Source organism: Frateuria hangzhouensis, assembly GCF_026410505.1.
GTDB classification, from domain to species: Bacteria; Pseudomonadota; Gammaproteobacteria; order Xanthomonadales; family Rhodanobacteraceae; genus Frateuria_A; species Frateuria_A hangzhouensis.
Map to the genome: position 1 here is coordinate 285339 of NZ_JAPMIU010000003.1, position 16576 is coordinate 301914.

16 protein-coding genes and 1 tRNA gene are annotated in these 16576 nt (G+C 70.1%); 9 read left to right on the top strand and 8 right to left on the bottom strand.

The features are described 5' to 3' along the window. Positions 1-16 precede the first annotated feature (16 nt). Together OSC30_RS04955 and OSC30_RS04960 are read left to right on the top strand one after the other, a co-directional pair. On the top strand, positions 17-3598 hold the full coding sequence (locus tag OSC30_RS04955) for a hybrid sensor histidine kinase/response regulator (protein WP_267170720.1): 3582 nt from the start codon (positions 17-19) through the stop codon (positions 3596-3598). Between the two features lie 78 nt (positions 3599-3676). Next, positions 3677-3925, top strand: a complete 249-nt coding sequence (locus OSC30_RS04960; RefSeq protein WP_267170721.1) for a hypothetical protein — start codon at positions 3677-3679, stop codon at positions 3923-3925. A gap of 331 nt (positions 3926-4256) precedes the next feature. Here the strand turns inward: OSC30_RS04960 and OSC30_RS04965 are convergent. The 5 genes from OSC30_RS04965 to ftsY all read right to left on the bottom strand — a co-directional run bounded on the left by OSC30_RS04965 (position 4257) and on the right by ftsY (position 8059). Next, positions 4257-4332 (bottom strand) — tRNA-Phe (locus tag OSC30_RS04965). Positions 4333-4399: 67 nt separating this feature from the next. After that, positions 4400-4675, bottom strand: coding sequence for an oxidative damage protection protein (locus OSC30_RS04970; RefSeq protein ID WP_267170722.1), 276 nt, complete (start codon positions 4673-4675; stop codon positions 4400-4402). 106 nt (positions 4676-4781) lie between these two features. After that, positions 4782-5867: an A/G-specific adenine glycosylase gene (mutY, locus tag OSC30_RS04975; protein ID WP_267170723.1), complete on the bottom strand. Its 1086-nt coding sequence runs from the start codon at positions 5865-5867 to the stop codon at positions 4782-4784. Further along, positions 5864-6919, bottom strand: a complete 1056-nt coding sequence (locus tag OSC30_RS04980) for an AsmA family protein (RefSeq protein WP_267170724.1) — start codon at positions 6917-6919, stop codon at positions 5864-5866. Before OSC30_RS04980 ends, mutY begins: the two co-directional genes overlap by 4 nt. Before the next feature lie 6 nt (positions 6920-6925). Beyond that, positions 6926-8059 carry a signal recognition particle-docking protein FtsY gene (gene ftsY, locus OSC30_RS04985; protein ID WP_267170725.1) on the bottom strand — a complete coding sequence of 378 codons (1134 nt, stop codon included), beginning with the start codon at positions 8057-8059 and terminating at the stop codon, positions 6926-6928. A gap of 103 nt (positions 8060-8162) precedes the next feature. On the opposite strand from ftsY, the gene rsmD reads away from it, so the two are divergent. The 7 genes from rsmD (at position 8163) to OSC30_RS05020 (ending at position 13977) form a co-directional block, all read left to right on the top strand. After that, positions 8163-8729, top strand: a complete 567-nt coding sequence (rsmD, locus tag OSC30_RS04990; protein ID WP_267170726.1) for a 16S rRNA (guanine(966)-N(2))-methyltransferase RsmD — start codon at positions 8163-8165, stop codon at positions 8727-8729. A 28-nt stretch (positions 8730-8757) separates the two neighbouring features. Then, positions 8758-9291, top strand: a complete 534-nt coding sequence (gene coaD, locus OSC30_RS04995) for a pantetheine-phosphate adenylyltransferase (protein WP_267170727.1) — start codon at positions 8758-8760, stop codon at positions 9289-9291. Then, positions 9284-9781 carry a hypothetical protein gene (locus OSC30_RS05000; protein WP_267170728.1) on the top strand — a complete coding sequence of 166 codons (498 nt, stop codon included), beginning with the start codon at positions 9284-9286 and terminating at the stop codon, positions 9779-9781. The genes coaD and OSC30_RS05000 overlap by 8 nt, the downstream gene beginning before the upstream one ends. Before the next feature lie 204 nt (positions 9782-9985). After that, positions 9986-10246, top strand: coding sequence for a YfhL family 4Fe-4S dicluster ferredoxin (locus OSC30_RS05005; RefSeq protein WP_267170729.1), 261 nt, complete (start codon positions 9986-9988; stop codon positions 10244-10246). Continuing rightward, positions 10243-11958: a gamma-glutamyltransferase gene (gene ggt / locus OSC30_RS05010; protein ID WP_267170730.1), complete on the top strand. Its 1716-nt coding sequence runs from the start codon at positions 10243-10245 to the stop codon at positions 11956-11958. Before OSC30_RS05005 ends, ggt begins: the two co-directional genes overlap by 4 nt. Before the next feature lie 115 nt (positions 11959-12073). Beyond that, positions 12074-12943, top strand: a complete 870-nt coding sequence (locus OSC30_RS05015; RefSeq protein WP_267170731.1) for an MBL fold metallo-hydrolase — start codon at positions 12074-12076, stop codon at positions 12941-12943. Then, on the top strand, positions 12940-13977 hold the full coding sequence (locus tag OSC30_RS05020) for a TMEM43 family protein (protein WP_267170732.1): 1038 nt from the start codon (positions 12940-12942) through the stop codon (positions 13975-13977). Before OSC30_RS05015 ends, OSC30_RS05020 begins: the two co-directional genes overlap by 4 nt. Before the next feature lie 456 nt (positions 13978-14433). Here OSC30_RS05020 and OSC30_RS05025 read toward each other — a convergent pair whose 3' ends face one another. The 3 genes from OSC30_RS05025 to flgM form a co-directional block, all read right to left on the bottom strand. After that, complete coding sequence (locus OSC30_RS05025) at positions 14434-15696, bottom strand: EAL and HDOD domain-containing protein (RefSeq protein ID WP_267170733.1); 1263 nt, start codon at positions 15694-15696, stop codon at positions 14434-14436. Positions 15697-15782: 86 nt separating this feature from the next. Continuing rightward, on the bottom strand, positions 15783-16232 hold the full coding sequence (locus tag OSC30_RS05030; RefSeq protein ID WP_267170734.1) for a flagella synthesis protein FlgN: 450 nt from the start codon (positions 16230-16232) through the stop codon (positions 15783-15785). A 10-nt stretch (positions 16233-16242) separates the two neighbouring features. After that, the gene (gene flgM, locus OSC30_RS05035) at positions 16243-16569 is read right to left on the bottom strand and encodes a flagellar biosynthesis anti-sigma factor FlgM (RefSeq protein ID WP_267170735.1); all 327 of its coding nucleotides are present in this window, start codon (positions 16567-16569) and stop codon (positions 16243-16245) included. Between the last annotated feature and the right edge of the window lie 7 nt (positions 16570-16576).

Sequence of the window (16576 nt, forward strand, 5' to 3'; positions counted from 1 at the left end):
GCGTGTGGGGGAAAACATGGTGTCCGCTTTGCTGCTGGGCGTTGGCTTGCTGCTGGGTGTGCCCGCGGCAACCGCCGGCGTGCCGGCCTCCGCTCCCGCCGGGGCGGCCTCGAAAGGCGCGTTGCCGACGCCGCAGTTCCGTCGCTACGGCAGCGTCGACGGGTTGCCCAGCAGCCTGGTCTACACCGCCGTGCAGGCGCCGGACGGCACCATGTGGTTCGGCACCAAGAACGGCATCGCCCGCTTCGACGGAGTCGAGTTCCGCAATTACCGCCACCTCTCCGGTGACCCGGGGTCGCTCTACAGCAATGGCATTTCCTCGCTGCTGATCGATCGGCAGGGCCGGCTGTGGGCCGGCGGCCTGGACGCGGGCCTGAACCGCCTGGATGCCGCCAACGGCACGTTCCGGCACTGGGGCCATGACCCGGCCGATGCCGGCAGCCTGGTCAGCGAGAAGGTCTGGGCGCTGGCGCAGGCCGCCGACGGCAGCCTGTGGGTGGGTACCCGCTACGGGCTGGACCGGATGCGCGCGGATGGCCGCTTCGAGCACGTCGTCAACCCGCTCGCCGGGCCGAAACCGGCCGATTTCGGCGAGGTGTCCGCGCTCTACGTCGATTCCCGGCAGCAGTTGTGGACCGGCGGCGCCAACGGCGTGTTCCGGCGCGACACCGATGGCCGCTGGCACCACGTGCTGCCGGCCGAGCCGGACCAGCCGATGGACGCCTGGCGCATCGACGGCAACGGCGATGAAGTGCGCATCGCCACCGCGCGGGGTCTGCTGGTGATCGGCGCCGATGGCCATGCCCACCGCTTCGCCCGCGACCAGTTGCCCGACACCAACGTGATGGTCAGTACCCGCGACCACGCCGGGCGGCTGTGGATCGGCACCCAGCGCGGCCTGTTCCTGCAGGTGCGCGCGGGCGACCCGGTGATCCCGGTGATGGACAAGCCGGTGCTGTACGGCAACCTGCCCGGTACCTGGGTGTGGCAGCTCTACGTCGACCGTGAAGGCGGCCTGTGGGTGACCATGCTCGACGGCGGCGTGGCCTACCTCGCGCCCGGCTGGTACAGCTTCAGCCGCTACACGCACGTCCCCGACGACCCCGCCAGCCTGCGCGATCCGGTGGCCACCACCATGGCGCGCGGGCGCGATCGCCGGCATGTCTGGGTGGGCGAACGCGACGGCCGGGTCGATCGGCTCGACCCCTACACCGGCGTGGTGGAGCACGTGCTGTCGGGTTTGCGCGGCGACGTCGTCGGCATGACCGAGGGCGACGGCGGTCGCCTGTGGGTGGCGGTGCAGGGCGGGCTCTACCGGACGCACGGCGCCCGGGCCGATCGCGTCGATCCGGACGGCGGCATGATCCGGCATCCGCTGGAGGTCGAGCCCGGCCCCGACGATCGCCTGTACGTGCGCACCTTCGGCGAAGGCCTGTTCCGGGTCGACCCGGACACGCTGGAGGTGACGCCGGTGCCGATGCACCACGCCGACGACAAGATGCTGTGGGGCGCGCAGATGACGCTCAACGATCGCGGCACGTTCTACTACGCCAGCGAAGGGGGGCTGATGCAGCTGGACCCCACGCACACCTTCTTCGAACCGGTGCCCGGCGGTCCCACCGGCGCCTCGGTGGAGGCTTTCAGCTTCTCGCCCGACGGCATGTGGCTGGCCACCCCCGACGGGCTCGAGCAGTACCGGTACCACGACGACGGACTGGCGCTGGTGCGCCACGTGGACATGGCGCACGGCTGGCCGTCGGTGGGCGTGGTGGACATGCGCGTGGACGCGCGCGGGCGGGTGTGGATCTTCGGCACCGACGGCCTGTGGCGCTTCGATCCGGATTCGGGCCGCTTCCGCTCGTTCGGCCTGCAGGACGGCCTGAGCAACACCGAATTCTCCCGCGGCTACGCGCTGATGCCCGACGGCAATCTCTACGCGCCGACCCTGGGCGGCGTGGTCGCCTTCAACCCCGACCGCGTCTGCGAGCAGGCCACCGTGCCGCAACTGGCGCTGACCCGCGTGCGCGTGCGCCGCCACGGCCAATTGGTGGATCTGCCGCTGGGCCCGGGCCCGGTCGAGGTGGACTGGCGCGACCGCGAGCTGGGCGTGGAGGCGCGGTTGTTCTCCTACGTCGACCCGGCGGCCAACCGCTACCGTTTCCGGCTTGCCGGCCTGGACAGCACCTGGGTCGACGTCGACAGCCGCGGCGAGCGCGAGTTCGCCGGCCTGGGCGTCGGCGACTACACGCTGAGGGCGATGGGCGTGGGCGCCGGCGGCGCCTGGGCGGAACTGCCCAAGCCGCTGCACATCCACGTCGAGGCGCCGCCGTGGGCGCGCTGGTGGGCCTGGTTGACCTACGCCATCACGCTGGGCCTGAGCGTGTGGCTGGCGCTGTGGGTGTGGCGCCGGCGCATTGCGCAACACCATCGCATCGCGCTGGCCGAACAGCAGCGTTGCCTGGCCGAGGAGGCCAGCGCCGCCAAGACGCAGTTCCTGGCTACCCTGAGCCATGAAATCCGCACGCCGATGACCGGCGTGATGGGCATGGCCGAACTGCTGCTCACCACGACCCTGCGGCCCGAACAGCGCGATTACACGCTGGCCATGCAACGCTCCGGCGGCATGTTGCTCAAGCTGCTCAACGATGCGCTGGACCTGGCCCGCATCGAGGCCGGCCGACTGGAGCTGGAGCTCGCGCCGTTCGACCCGCGCCAACTGGCCAGGGACGTCGCGCAACTGCAGATCGGCCACGCCCAGGCCAAGCGGCTGGGCTTCACGGTGGAACTGGCCGACGACCTGCCGCCCAAGGTCATCGGCGACGCGGTGCGCATCAAGCAGGTGCTGCTCAACCTGACCCACAACGCACTCAAGTTCACCGAGTACGGCAGCGTGAAGCTGCGCGCGGAGTACGGCAGCGAAGGCCTGCTCTTCAGCATCGCCGACACCGGTCCGGGCATTGCCGAAGCCGCGCAGGCGCGGCTGTTCCAGCGCTTCGAGCAGATCGACGGTCCGCAACGGCGCGCCGGCAGCGGCCTGGGGCTGGCGATCTGCCGCGAACTGGTCGGCATGATGGGCGGCAGCATCGAACTGAAGTCGCGACTGGCCCATGGCAGCACCTTCCACGTGCGCCTGCCGTTGCAAGTGGCCGAAGGCGCCGCCGCCGGCGCGATCACGCAGCTGCCCATCGGCCGCATCCTGCACGTGCTGCTGGTGGAGGACGACGCGATCGTCGCCGCCGTGATCCGCGGCCAGCTCGAACGCCAGCGCCACCGCGTCTGCTATGTCGCCAACGGCCTGGGAGCGCTCGCCGAACTGGAGCACTCGTCATTCGACGTCGTGCTGCTGGACCTGGACCTGCCCGGGGTCGACGGCTTCCAGATCGCCCGCCTGATCCGCCAGCGCGAAGAGCCTGGCCATCGCGTGCCAATCATCGCCATCACCGCGCGCGCCGGCGGCGACGAGGAGGCGCGTGCCCACGAAGCCGGCATGGATGCGTTCCTGCGTAAGCCCTTCAGCGGGGAGAACCTGGCGGAGTTGTTCGTGCAACTGGTGCCCGAACCCGAGGCACCCGCCACCGAGGCCGGCGAGCCGGCCTGAGCGGAACCGGTGCCCGTTCTCGCGCCGGCCACACGGAATGCGCGACGCTCGCAGCGTGTAACCGGAGGAGCCATACCCGTGAACAAACACCCGCAAGCAAAGCCCGGCCCGCGCGACGCTACCGGCAGCCAGGGCAGACACGACCGGCTCGATGCCATCGAGCAAGCGGACAACCGCACGGAGCATCTCAACCCCGGCCGCGGCAGCGTGTCGACCGATCCGGTCGAAGACATGCTGGAGGCGGCCGAAAGCAACGCGGACTACAAGGACGAAGCCAACCGCGTGACGCCTGTGCAGGGCCCGCCCGACCAGTCCGGCAACGTCTGAGCCCCAAAGTGAAGAGGCTGGATCGCGGAGGCATCCGGTCGCCGGAGTCGGGGTCGGCGATGCAGGGGACGATGACGGGAAAGCGCGTCAGTCCGCCAGCGTCATGACTGCACCCGGATCTGCAGCGCGAGGCCACCGGGGCATCAATCGTAGTGGAGCGTGCCGCCAAGCTGATGGGCCACGGTGTTGATCACCAGCGTGGTGCCGAACCCGGCGCCCCGGTTCGGCTTCGACCAGCGGGCCGCCACTTTCCGCCCAATGCAAGGCCAGCTCATCGGCTTCCCTGCTTCGCGCAAACAAAAGCCCACCACATGGGTGGGCTTCGTCTGGATGGTGGCCGGGGACGGAATCGAACCGCCGACACGGGGATTTTCAATCCCCTGCTCTACCAACTGAGCTACCCGGCCGGGATCTGGGCAGGACGCGTGGCGCGTGCTGCGGAGCCGCGCATTTAAGCGGATGCGGGCGCGGGCGTCAAGGCTGCTCGGGTGCGACGTAGCCGGCCGGTTGCTCGACGTCGCCGCCGAAGAAGTACTTCTCCATCTGCTCGCCGAGGAACTGCCGGGTCTTCGCTTCCAGCGGGTTCAGTCGGTATTCGTTGATCAGCATGGTCTGGTGGGCGAGCCACTGCTGCCAGGCCTGTTTCGATACGTGTTCGTAGACGCGCTGGCCGAGCGGGCCGGGCCAGGGGGCGAAGTCGAGGCCTTCGGCATCGATGTCGAGTTTGGCGCAGTGGACGGTGCGGGACATGCGGAGATTCCTCGATACCGTTCGCACCGAGCGTAGGCCGCAGGCCGGAGTCGAAGGACCGCGCTGCGGCGGCGCTTCGACTTCGCCCGCTTGTCGCGGGCTACGCTCAGCGCGAACGGCTGGTGTGTGGCGCGAGCGATGGATGCAACGTTTCGAGCAGGGTACGTACCGGGGCGGGCAGGCCGAGGTCCGGCCATTCGTCGCGGGCGTACCAGCGCAGCGCCGCATTATCGGCGATCGCGGGGTGGGCTGTCGCGCCGTCGAACAGCAGCGGTTCGATGTTGAGCCGGTAGTGACTGAAGACGTGGACGAACGGCGTGAGCGCTTGCGCGTCGTCGAGTTGCGCGTGGGTTTGCGCCAGGCGCCAGGCGGCTTCGTGGCCGGGCGCTTCGGGCAGGCTCCACAGGCCGGACCAGACGCCGCTCGGACCGCGCCGCTCAAGCAGCACGCGGCCGTGCGCATCGCGCAGCACCAGCATGGTGGTGGCGCGGGTGGGCACGGTCTTGCCCGGCTTGCGGGTGGGCAGTTGCGCGGTGCGGCCTTCGCGGCGCGCGATGCAGGCGTCGGTGAGCGGGCAGGCCAGGCACAGCGGGCGCGAGCGCACACAGACGGTGGCGCCCAGGTCCATGATCGCCTGGGTGTAGTCGGCCACGCGCTGGTGCGGCGTGTGCGCCTCGGCGTGTTGCCACAGCAGTTTCTCGACGGCGCTTTGGCCGGGATGGCCCTCGATGCCGTGGTAGCGGGTGAGCACGCGCTTGACGTTGCCGTCGAGGATCGGCAAGCGCAGGCCGTGCGCCTGGGCCAGGATCGCGCCGGCGGTCGAGCGGCCGATGCCGGGCAGCGCGGCCAGCGATTCGAAGTCGCGCGGCAGCTCGCCGCCGTGGCGCTCGACGCAGAGCTGCGCCGCGCGGTGCAGGAAGCGCGCGCGGCGGTAGTAGCCCAGCCCGGACCACAGCGCGAGCACGCGGTCTTCCTCCGCCGCGGCGAGCGCGGGCAGGGTGGGCAACGCCTCGGTGAAACGCAGGAAATAGGGAACGACCGTGGCGACCTGCGTCTGTTGCAGCATCACCTCCGACAGCCATACGCGGTAGGCGTCGCGAAGGCCGTCCGGCGCGGCAGCTTGCCAGGGAAGGTCGTGGCGCCCGTGGCGATCGAACCACGGCAGCAGTCGGGTGGCGAGGGTGGAACTCATCGCGCGTCGCTGGTGGCCGGCGTGGCGGGTGCGCTGGTGCTGGCCGCGGGCGCCGGGACGAATTGCAGTTGCAGGCCTTCGACGTGCACGCCGGCCATGTCCAGCGTGGCCGCCTCCACGTGGCCGCTGCCCGGCGGCACGTTCAACTGCGGCCCTTCCTCATTGCCGACGTGCGACCACCAGCGCGCCACGCCCAGCGGCGGCAGGCGCAGGTCGACGTGGTTGCCGGGACCGTCGAGTTTCAGTGCCAGCAGCAGTGGATCGCTCTGGTTGGCGGGGGTCAGGTGCAGGGAAATGTCGTAGCGGCCGGCATCGGCCTGGTCGATGGAGCCGGCCAGCGTGGCCGCGGCGTCGGCGGCACCGTGCCAGTGCGCCTCGCCGGTCAGCCGCATCGAGGTGGAGGCGTCGCGGGTGAAGTTGAGGTCGATGTTGTTCAACTGCAGCGCGTTGCCCTGGATGCGCGGCGTGGCGGTAAGGCTCAGCTGCATCGGCGTGCCACCGGCGTCCTTGGCCGAGATCACTAGCGGGAACGGCTCGCCGGTGAGCAGGCTGCCGGCGTCCAGCGCGAAGTCGCGCAGCAGCAGCTGGTTGCTGCGCACCAGGGTGCCGCGGGCGATGCGCACGCCGGTGTCGATGCGCGGGATGTTCGGCGCCCCGGCGGCGCCCGAAGGCAGCCGGGACAGCCATGCCTGCAGTGCGTCCAGGTCCACCCGCGGCGCATCGATCTCCAGTCGCGAGATCACGGTAGGGCCGCCGAACAACGTGCTCCAGGGCAGTGCCAGCCGGCCATTGGCGGCCAGCAGGATCGGCATGCTGGCGCCCTGCGCGGTCAGCGTCAGCCCCTGCAGCTCGAGCGCCGGACGCGGGAACAGGGTGGGACTGGCCGGGCTGGCCAGGCTGAGCTCCAGTCCGACCTGGCGCGCCTGGTCCTGCAGCATGGCGGTGAAGCGCGCCGGCTGCAGCAGCAGGTAAACGGTCACCAGCAGCGCGATCAGGCCGGCGACCAGGACCCCGGTCAGGCCCAGCAGCGCGATGCGCAGCCGCCGCGTCATCGCAACTCAGCCCCGGGCCAGCGTGGCCGGCAGCAGGCCGTCGACGAACGCGCGCGCGTCGAAGATGCGCAGGTCGGTGGCGCCCTCGCCCAGTCCGACGAAGCGGATCGGCAGGCCGAACTCGCGGGCCAGCGCGAACACGACGCCGCCCTTGGCCGTGCCATCGAGCTTGGTTACCACCAGGCCGGTGACGCCGACGATCTGCTGGAACTGGCGCAGCTGGCTGATCGCGTTCTGGCCGGTGGTGCCGTCGATCACCATCAGCACCTCGTGCGGGGCCGCGGGGTCGAGCTTCTTCATGACGCGGGCGATCTTGGACAGCTCGTCCATCAACCCGCCCTGGGTGTGCAGGCGGCCGGCGGTGTCGGCGACCAGAATTTCGGCGCCGCGGGAACGGGCCGCCTGCAGCGCGTCGAAGATGACGCTGGCCGAGTCGGCGTCCTGCCCCTGCGCGATGACCGGCACGTCGTTGCGCTCACCCCAGGTCTTCAGCTGCGCCACCGCGGCGGCGCGGAAGGTGTCGCCGGCGGCCAGAATCACCTGGCGGCCTTCGTCGCGCCACCGGCGGGCGAGTTTTCCAATGGTGGTGGTCTTGCCGACGCCGTTGATGCCCACGGTGAGCACGACGAAAGGCATATGGCCGCCGATTTCCAGCGGTTGCTGCACCGGCAGCAGCATCGCCACCAGCGACTCGCGCAACGCCGCCAGCAGCGCATCGGCATCGGTGAATTCACGCTTGTGCATGCGCTTGCGCAGGCCTTCGACCAGCGTGGTGCTGGCTTCGACGCCCACGTCGGCGGTGATCAGCAGGGTTTCGAGTTCGTCGAGCAGGTCGTCGTCGAGCCTGGGATGGCGTACGAACAGCGAGTTGAGGCTTTTGGCGAAACCGCTGCCGGACAAGCGCTCGCGCCAGCTGCGCCTGGCCGGCGCCGGTTCGGGTGCAGCGGCGGGCGGCGGCGGCTCGTCGACCACGGCCGGCTCGGCGGGCGCCAGCTCGGCGCGGGCCTCGTCCAGCACCGGGCTGGCGGTGTCGAGCGCGGCGGCGTCGGCGGCAAGGCCGTCGGCGGGCGGCGTCTGGCCTTGCTCGGCCGGCTGCTCCGAAGTCGTTTCGGCGGGCTTTTTCTTCCAGAACTTGAGCATTGCGGCAGCGTTTCCAAGACAATGCGCGGATGCTATCACCCGCTACCAGACTGGCCGCTGAGGGGCGCTTGCGCCTGCGATCTCCCTGCATGGGCTGCCTGCGATGAATGGGCGCATCCGCATCATTGGCGGAAGCCTGCGCAATTCGCGGTTGGAGGTCCCCGATCTGCCCGGATTGCGGCCGACGCCGGAACGGGTGCGCGAGACGCTGTTCAACTGGCTGGCGCCGATGCTGGCCGGCGTGCGGGCGCTGGATCTTTGTGCCGGCACCGGGGCGCTGGGCATCGAGGCGATCTCGCGCGGGGCCGGGACGGTACGTTTCGTCGAGCGCGACGCGCGTGCGGCGCAGGCGTTGCGCGCGAATCTGGCGCGGCTGAAAACCGGCGACGGCGCGGTGACGGTCGCCGACGCCGCGGCCTTTCTCGATGGCACGCCCACGCCCTTCGGGCTGGTGTTCCTGGACCCGCCTTTCGCCGACGACCTGTGGCCCGCGCTGGCGCGCAAACTGGAGGCCCATGGCTGGCTCGCCGAGCAGGCATGGATCTACGTCGAGTCGCCACGCGACCATGCGCCGGCGTTGCCGTCCAACTGGACCCTGCACCGCGAAGGCCGCGCGGGCGAGGTGCGCCACGCGCTCTATCGCCGCTGCCCGGAGCTTCCGTTAAGCTAACCGCCACTTCGCGCTGCAGCCCCGACACGTGAACAAAGCTCCGGTCAACAAGCGCCTGGCCGTCTATCCAGGCACCTTCGACCCGATCACCAACGGCCACGCCGACCTGGTGTCGCGCGCCGCGCCGCTGTTCGAACGGGTGGTGGTGGCGGTGGCCGAAAGCTCCGGCAAGGGTCCTGGCTTCAGCCTGGACGAGCGGATCACGCTGGCGCGGCTGGCGCTGGCGGACCTGCCCAACGTCGAGGTGCGCGGCTTCAATACGCTGCTGGCGAACTTCGTCACCGAGGTGGGCGCGGGGGTGATCATCCGCGGCCTGCGCGCGGTGTCCGATTTCGAGTACGAGTTCCAGCTGGCGAGCATGAACCGCCACCTGATCCCGCAGGCCGAAACGCTGTTCCTGACTCCGGCTGAGCAGTACAGCTTCATTTCTTCGTCGCTGGTGCGCGAGATCGGCCGGCTCGGTGGCGACATCTCCGGCTTCGTGCACCCGGCAGTACAACAGGCCATGCGGCAGCGCTGGCGTTCCACCATATCCAAATCAGAGGGAGACACCCATGCGTAAGTTCCTGATCGCCGCGACCTTCGCCCTGGCCGGCACCCTGGCGCTGTCCGCCTGCAACAAGCAGGACGACAGCCAGCAGACCACCCAGCAGGCGGCCGCCACCAAGCCGACCGACCCGAACGATGCCCAGGCTTGGAACGCCTACCTCGGGCAGATCGTGCAGAACAACATGCAGGGCATGACCGCCGAGCGCCCGTACGCCTACCTGGTGCCGGCCGGCACGGATCCCGATGCGCAGGCCAAGTACGACCGCCAGCTGCAGAACGTGCAGGACACCGTCGCCCGCGGCGTGCTGCCGGGCAACCTGCTGGCGTTCGCCGGGCCGAACTCGGCCCGCACCGCCGACTTCGTCACCGCCGCCTTCGCCGGCGCCAAGCCCGGTTCGTTCAAGGACGTGATCGTGCTCTACATCGGCGACGAGGCCGACAAGGACCGTGTGATGGCCGCGCTGCAGCCGACCGGTGCGACGGTGCGCTTCGTCGCGATGTAAGCCTCGCGCGATCGCGCTGATGGCGCCCGCGATGCCCCACGGCATTGCGGGCGTTTTCGTCTGGCCGGGTGAAAACAAACGAGCGCGCGCTATGTAGAAGCCCACTCGTGGGCGATGCTCCTGGCACCCGAACACCGATCGCCCACAAGTGCGCTCGTGAAGGTTCTTCGCAGGCGCCTGCTGCTCCGCGGTACCATTGAGGCCATGTCCCTGAAGATCCTCGATACCTGCGTCAACTGCGACGTCTGCGAGCCCGCGTGCCCGAACAAGGCCATTTCGATGGGCGAGGACTACTACGTCATCGACCCGGCCCTGTGCACCGAGTGCGTGGGCCATCACGACGAGCCGCAATGCATGGTGGTGTGCCCGGTCGAGTGCATCCTCGTCGACGACACGCTGGCCGAGGGCCGCGAGCAGCTCGAACTCAAATACCGCCAGTTGATGGCGAAGGAAACCACGGCATGAGTCTGTCCCCGCGTTGGCGCGTTGTCCTGCTGAGCCTGTTGCTGACCGCGGGTCCGGCCTTCGCCGCCGACCGGCCCGCACAGGCCCCCGCCGTCGCCTCGAAGGTACAGAAGCCCGGCCACGCGGCCATCGCCAGCGCCAATTTCCTGGCGACCAACGCAGGACTGGAAGTGCTGGCCAAGGGCGGCAACGCGTTCGACGCGGCGGTCGCGGTGGCCTCCACGCTTTCGGTGGTCGAGCCGGAGAGCTCGGGCCTCGGCGGTGGCTTCATGGCGGTGCTGCGGCGCGCCTCGGACGGGCGCGAGGTGTTCATCGACGCGCGCGAGGTGGCTCCGGCCGCGGTGGACCCGAAGGATTACCTCAACCCCGACGGTTCGCCCAACCGCGACGCCGCGCTGGTGGGCCCGCTCTCGGCCGGCATTCCCGGCGAGCCGGCGGGGCTGGCGTGGCTGTCGGAGCACTACGGCAAGCTGCCGCTGGCGACCTCGCTGGCGCCGGCGATCCGCACCGCGCGCGACGGCTTCGAGCCGGACAGCCGCCTGCGCCATGCCATCGCCGAGCGCGCCGACGATCTCAGGCGCTGGCCCGCCTCGGCGGCCAAATACCTGGTCGGCGGCAAGGCGCCGGCGGAGGGCACGCTGTGGCGCGATCCGGACCAGGCGCGCACGCTCCAGATCCTGGCGCGGCAGGGCCACGAGGGTTTCTACCAGGGCGAGGTGGCGAAGAAGCTGGTGTCCGCCGTGCGCGCGGCCGGCGGCAACTGGACCGAAGCCGACCTGGCCGGCTACCGGGTCAAGGAACGCGCGCCGATCAGCATCGACTACCGTGGCTACCGCGTCGTCACCGCGCCGCCGCCGTCCTCCGGCGGCGTGGCGATCGCCGAGATCCTCAACATCCTGCGCGGCGTGGAGATGGACAAGCTCGACCACGCCCAACGCGTGCATTACGTCATCGAGGCGATGCGGCGCGCCTTCCGCGACCACAACGATTACCTCGGCGACCCGGACTTCGTGAAGATGCCGCTGGACATGCTGCTGTCGCCGTTCTACGCCGACGGCCTGCGACAGAGCATCCTGCCGGACCAGGCCACGCCGTCCTCGATGCTGCCCACCAGCGGTGCGCACGACCCGGGCCCGCATACCACGCATTTTTCGATCATCGACAAGGACGGCAACATGATCGCCGTCACCTCGACGGTGAACTACACGCTCGGTTCCACTTTCGTCGCGGCTGGCACCGGCGTGCTGCTCAACGACGAGATGGACGACTTCGCACTGGTGCCGGGCAAGCCCAACGTGTACGGCCTGCTCGGCAGCAAGGCCAATGCGCCGGTGGGCGGCAAGCGCATGCTTTCCTCGATGTCGCCCAGCCTGGTACTGGGCCGGGACCGCACCGCGGTGATCGGCTCGCCGGGCGGCTCGACCATCATCACCCAGGTGCTCGAAGGCATCCTCGCCTTCATCGACGGCAAGGACGCCAGCGCCATCGTGGCGCAGAAGCGTTTCCATCATCAGTTCCTGCCCGACCGCGTGGACGTGGAAGAGGGCGTGTTCGATGCTGCCACCACGCGCGAGCTCGAGCGCATGGGCTATTCGCTGCACCCGCGCTCGCCGTGGGGGTTCATGAACGTGGTCACCTGGGACCACCGCAGCAACGCGCTGGATGCGGCCAGCGACCCGCGCCGGCCGTCGGGACTGGGCAAAGTGCAATAGGCGAGCCTTCAGCGCAACTGACCCTGCGTCTCAAAAGGGCGACGCGGGGCCGGCAGACAGGGGCGGCCCCGCTGCGTAGAATCTGCCAAGGTTCCTTGGACAGGGGCGACATGTCATGCAGCTGTGGTCCCTTGAGGGCAACACCCAGAAACTCGACGGTGGCGCGATGTTCGGCAACGCGCCGCGCGCCATGTGGTCCCGCTGGATCGAGCCGGACGCGCAGAACCGCATCCCGCTGGCCTGCCGCTGCCTGCTGGTGAAGGACCTGGACGGCCGCAACGTGCTGTTCGAAACCGGCATCGGCGCCTTCTTCGAACCCAAGCTGCGCGAACGCTACGGCGTGGTGGAGGACCGCCACGTGCTGCTGGAATCGCTGGCCGAGGCCGGCCTCTCGCACGAGGACGTCGATGTGGTGGTGCTCTCGCACCTGCACTTCGACCACGCCGGCGGCCTGCTGGCGTCGTGGGCCGAAGGCGAGCCGCCACGGCTGCTGTTTCCCAACGCCACCTTCCTGGTCGGCGCCGAGCACTGGCACCGCGCACAGTCGCCGCATCAGCGCGACCGCGCCTCGTTCATTCCGGAACTGGCCGGGCTGCTGGAGGCCAGCGGCCGGCTGGAGCTGGTCGAGGGGCCGTATTCGAAAACGCTGGGCCAGTCGGTGCGCTTCCATTTCTCCAGCGGCCATACGCCCGGCCTGATGCTGGCCGAGGTGGGCGGGGTGGTGTTCTGCGCCGACCTGATCCCCGGCCGCTCATGGGTGCACCTGCCGATCACGATGGGCTACGACCGCGCGCCGGAGACGCTGATCGACGAGAAGCGCGAATTCCTCGAGGACAAGCTCGCCCGCGACGTGCGGCTGTTTTTCACCCACGATCACGCCTGCGCGCTGGCCCGGGTGACGCGCGACGAGCGTGGCCGCTTCGGCACCAGCGCCGAACAGGCCGGCCTGCGCGGCGAGACGGTCCAGGCCGGGGCGGCTGGGTGACGCGGCGCTGGCGGACTGGCACGCGGGCCCTGCTGCTGCGCGGCGGCGGCGCGGTGCTGCTGCTCGCCGGACTCGGCCTGTCGGCGATCACCGAGCGCGGCCTGCTGTTGCATCACCTGGCCGCCGTGCGCCATGGCGGCGACGTGGTCCAGGCAGGGTCGCGCGGGCCGCAGCCGGGCCAGCACGGAAGCATGGTGCTGGTGTCGGGCACGCCCGAGGTGATCCAGGCACCGCGCGACGGCGATTTCAACCTGAGCGTCGACACGCCGGTGCTGGATCGCCGCGTGGAGATGTTCCAGTGGCGCGAGGTGCATGTCGGCAACGACGTGCACTACGAGCTGGACTGGGTGGACGGGCTGCAGGACAGTACCCGCTTCGAGCAGCCGCGCGGCCATGCCAACCCGAAGGCGTTTCCGCTGCACAGCGAGCGCTTCGTCGCGGGCAGCGTTCGGGTGGGCGGTTTCTCGCTGGGGCCGGTGCTGATCCACGCGCTGCCCGGCGCCGAGCCGGTGGCGCCCGATCCGTCGCGCTTGCCGGCCAACCTGGCGGCCAGCTTCAGCCTGTATCACGACTACCTGACCACCAGCGTCGATCCGGGCTCGCCGCGGCTGGGCGACGTGCGGGTGAGCTGGCAGGCGGTGACGCTGCAACCGGTGACGATCTTCGCCCGGCTCGATGGTGATCGCCTGGTGCGGGCCAGCAAGGTCGACGGCCAGGGCTACCAGGTGCAGGTGGGCGAGCGCTCGCTCAGCGACGTACTGCCGGACGTGCCGGAGCCGCCGGAATCGACCACGGTCCGGCGCGCGGGGGCGATCCTGCTGTCGGCCCTGGGCGCCTTCCTGCTGTTGTGGGAGCGTCGGCGCCGCGTGGGCGATGTGGCGTTGGCGCTGGCGGTGGGCGTCACCGCGATCGGCGCGGTGTCGTGCGCCTCGTGGCTGGGCGGCGAATGGGCGCCGGCGCGCAACTGGATGGCGGTAACCGCCGTGGGCGTGCTGGCCGTGGCGGTGCTGCACCGGCGGATGGCGCGGGCCTGATCGGGCCTTTGCGTTGTTGATGGCGAGAGCTTGAGGCATCTCCGCCGGGAGAGGGCGTCGGTGACGCCGATGCGCTGCGCTCCGCCCGAACCCTCACCCGCCTGTCGGCACCCTCTCCCGGAGGGAGAGGGCTCGGTTGGATGGTTCGAGGCGGGCGCTTCGACTTCGGCGCGATGCGCCTAGGCTCAGCGCGAACGGTTCCGGGTACCGCGGCCTGAAGCCTCTCTCCCCCGGGAGAGGAATACGGTTTCCGGGGCAGCGGGAGAGGGTTCGGTCGGGTGGTTCGGGGCGGGCGCTTCGGCTTTGGCGCGATGTGCCCGCCACGAGCACGCGTGAGCGGCGCGCTCGCGGGCTTCCCCCCGCAAGCAGGGGAGGCACAGATCGCTCAGCGCGAGCGGCTCGGAGATGGCGAGAGCTTGCGCCGGCTCCGAGGACGCCTCAGCCCTTTCCCTGGTGTTACGCCGCGACCGCGGGCGCCTTGTGGTCGGCGAAGGCGTACACCTGGTCGGCCCACTGGGTGGCTTCCAGATAGATGCCGGCCATGCGCTGGATGTGTTGCGGCTGGGCCTGGCCACTCAGCTGGCCGGCTTCCCACGCGTGGATCTGTTCCAGCAGAGGGCCGAACGGGCCGCGGTTGCCGACCAGCGCCTCGCGGATCTCGGGCACCAGCGGCAGTTGCGCCAGCACGAACTCCATCGGCGCGCTCATCAGCGTGTCCAGCAGCGAGAACAGGCCGACGGTGAAGGCCATTTCCTTCTGCGCGCGTGCCATGTTGCCGGCCAGCTGCTCGCACATGTGCGCGCGGATCAACGCGGTGCGCAGCAGCTCCGGCGGGCGGTCGTCCATGCCGCCCAGCGACATGGTGAAGATCCAGTTGCGCATGCGGGTGACGCCGAAGAAGATCGCCGCCTGCTGCACCGACTTGAGCTGCTTGGGCAGGCCGAAGTAGGCCGAGTTCACGCAGCTCAACAGCTTGTACGAAAGGATCGCGTCGTTGCGGATGATGTCGCCCAGCTCGACGGGACCCGGGCTGTTTTCCTGCAGTTCGCGCATCAGGCGCAGGATCGACAGGCGGTTGGCCGAGAGCACCGGCACGTCCACCTGGTCGGGAATCAGCAGGTAGCGGCCCTGGATCGCCTGCAGCGGCAGCTCCAGGCAGCGCTGGTAGGTGCTGTGGTCGTCGACGTGGCCGGCCACGACCCAGATGCCGCGCTCATGCAGTTGTCCGGCACGCTCGCGCAGTTGTTCGGGACTCAGCGCGCTGGCGTCCAGCCGCACGAACTGCACGATCTGGAGCAGTGCCTCGACCGCCGCCGAACCGGCGAGGTCCGCCGCGCCGGCGTCGAGCATCAGCAGGCAGCCGCGCTGGGCCATCGTCTGCAGGCGCGCCATCAGCTCAGCGTCCCCGGCCATCTCCGGCTGCAGCAGCAGGCCGAAGCGCGGCTGGTGCTGCAGCACGTCGGTCGGCTGCAGAAGCAGTTCGCGCGGAAGGGTGAGGAAGGTGCGGTTGCCGCGCACCAGGCGGGTCAGCGCGCCGTCGGCCAGGGTCGAGAGCACGCGCTGCATCAGCGTCTGCTCGTCGCCGGCGTGGCGGTGGAAGATGACCTCGTAGGCGAACAGCTCGCGCTTCTGGTCCAGCATCGGTATCCGCACCACCGGCAGCGGGGTATCGCGGTTGCCGGCGAGGCGGGACTGGGTCGAAACGGCGGTATCGCTCATGGTCTTGATCTACTCGCGGTCTGTCGCGCTGGGGATGGATCGCCACCGGCCTTGCAGCACGGCGTCCGTAAGGTTCCGGGCGCCGCTCAAGCGGACGCCAGGTGGTGCGAGCGCAGCGCGGTGCGCACTTCGCCGCCCGGTCCGTAGACGCCGCGGGCGTCGCCGCCCTGGCCGGTCAGCACGGCCAGCGCCTCGCGCACCTGGGTCAACCGCTGGCCGACCAGGTGGCCGTTGCGCTGGTTCATTTCATGGCAGCCACGGAGCAGCTCGAGTACTTCGCGCCAGCGCGGTTCGACCTGCGCGGCGGCGGCCGGCTCGAGCTTGAGCATCTGCACGCGTTCGGCGTCCAGTTGTTCCATCTGCTGCATCAGCGCCTGCTTGCGCGCGCCTTCGCGATCCAGCGCGACGGCGTCGGCGCCGACCAGCGCTTCGCGTTCGGCGGCCAGGGTCGCGGCAAGCTCGGTAACGGACCGGTGCAGGTCCTCCACCACCGCGGCCAGCGCGGTTTCGAGCTCGTGATGCAGCAGCTTGCTCATGGCTGGGCCGTTACGGCTTGGAGGTGCCGGCGATCTGCGCGTCGAGCGCGATCATCTTGTCGGCGATGGCGGCCGGGTTGACCTGATAGCTGCCATCGGCGATCGCCTGGCGGATCTTTTCCACCCGCTTGGCGTCGATCGCGCTCTGGCCGTCGACCTTGGCCGCATCCTGCAGCGCGCGGGCCGAATCGGTCAGGCGGACGCTGTCGTCCTTGCCGGTCACGCTGGCGGGGGCATCGCTGGCGGCGTTGCCGGTGCCGGCGGCGTGGCCGTTGGCCTGGTTGCCGGGAGCCTGGGGCAGAAGCGGCATGCCGTTGTTGGAAATGGTCGTATTCATCGGTCCT

Coding starts and splice junctions, on each gene's coding strand:
- OSC30_RS05015 (WP_267170731.1), top strand. CDS start 12,074: ATGCAGCTGTGGTCCCTTGAGGGCAACACCCAGAAACTCGACGGTGGC.
- OSC30_RS04970 (WP_267170722.1), bottom strand. CDS start 4,675: ATGTCCCGCACCGTCCACTGCGCCAAACTCGACATCGATGCCGAAGGC.
- ggt (WP_267170730.1), top strand. CDS start 10,243: ATGAGTCTGTCCCCGCGTTGGCGCGTTGTCCTGCTGAGCCTGTTGCTG.
- OSC30_RS04980 (WP_267170724.1), bottom strand. CDS start 6,919: ATGACGCGGCGGCTGCGCATCGCGCTGCTGGGCCTGACCGGGGTCCTG.
- OSC30_RS04955 (WP_267170720.1), top strand. CDS start 17: ATGGTGTCCGCTTTGCTGCTGGGCGTTGGCTTGCTGCTGGGTGTGCCC.
- ftsY (WP_267170725.1), bottom strand. CDS start 8,059: ATGCTCAAGTTCTGGAAGAAAAAGCCCGCCGAAACGACTTCGGAGCAG.
- OSC30_RS05000 (WP_267170728.1), top strand. CDS start 9,284: ATGCGTAAGTTCCTGATCGCCGCGACCTTCGCCCTGGCCGGCACCCTG.
- rsmD (WP_267170726.1), top strand. CDS start 8,163: ATGAATGGGCGCATCCGCATCATTGGCGGAAGCCTGCGCAATTCGCGG.
- mutY (WP_267170723.1), bottom strand. CDS start 5,867: ATGAGTTCCACCCTCGCCACCCGACTGCTGCCGTGGTTCGATCGCCAC.
- OSC30_RS05030 (WP_267170734.1), bottom strand. CDS start 16,232: ATGAGCAAGCTGCTGCATCACGAGCTCGAAACCGCGCTGGCCGCGGTG.
- OSC30_RS05005 (WP_267170729.1), top strand. CDS start 9,986: ATGTCCCTGAAGATCCTCGATACCTGCGTCAACTGCGACGTCTGCGAG.
- flgM (WP_267170735.1), bottom strand. CDS start 16,569: ATGAATACGACCATTTCCAACAACGGCATGCCGCTTCTGCCCCAGGCT.
- OSC30_RS05025 (WP_267170733.1), bottom strand. CDS start 15,696: ATGAGCGATACCGCCGTTTCGACCCAGTCCCGCCTCGCCGGCAACCGC.